Here is a 264-nt window from a genome sequence, read left to right as displayed (position 1 = left end):
GTAGGAGTTTTGGAAACGACTTTCAAAGAAGAGACAGAAACTGACTTGTTTGGTGAACAAGCTGTCTTGTGTGGTGGTTTGACCTCAATGGTTGAAGCTGGATTTGAAACATTGGTAGAAGCTGGGTATCAACCAGAATTGGCCTATTTTGAAGTATGCCATGAGTTGAAGTTGATCATCGATTTGATTTATGAAGGTGGTTTTGCAAAAATGCGTAATTCAATTTCAAATACTGCTGAATATGGAGATTATGTATCTGGTCCA

At 38.3% G+C, this 264-nt stretch carries 1 pseudogene; it reads left to right on the top strand.

Going from position 1 to position 264, the window contains the following annotated elements:
• A pseudogene (locus RMT89_RS43600) lies at positions 1-264 on the top strand (ketol-acid reductoisomerase); the annotation flags it as partial.

Source organism: Streptomyces sp. P17 (assembly GCF_032436805.1).
Taxonomy (GTDB): Bacteria; Actinomycetota; Actinomycetes; order Streptomycetales; family Streptomycetaceae; genus Streptomyces.
The sequence above is the reverse complement of the archived record's forward strand: the minus strand, read 5'-3'. Positions and strand labels throughout refer to the sequence as shown.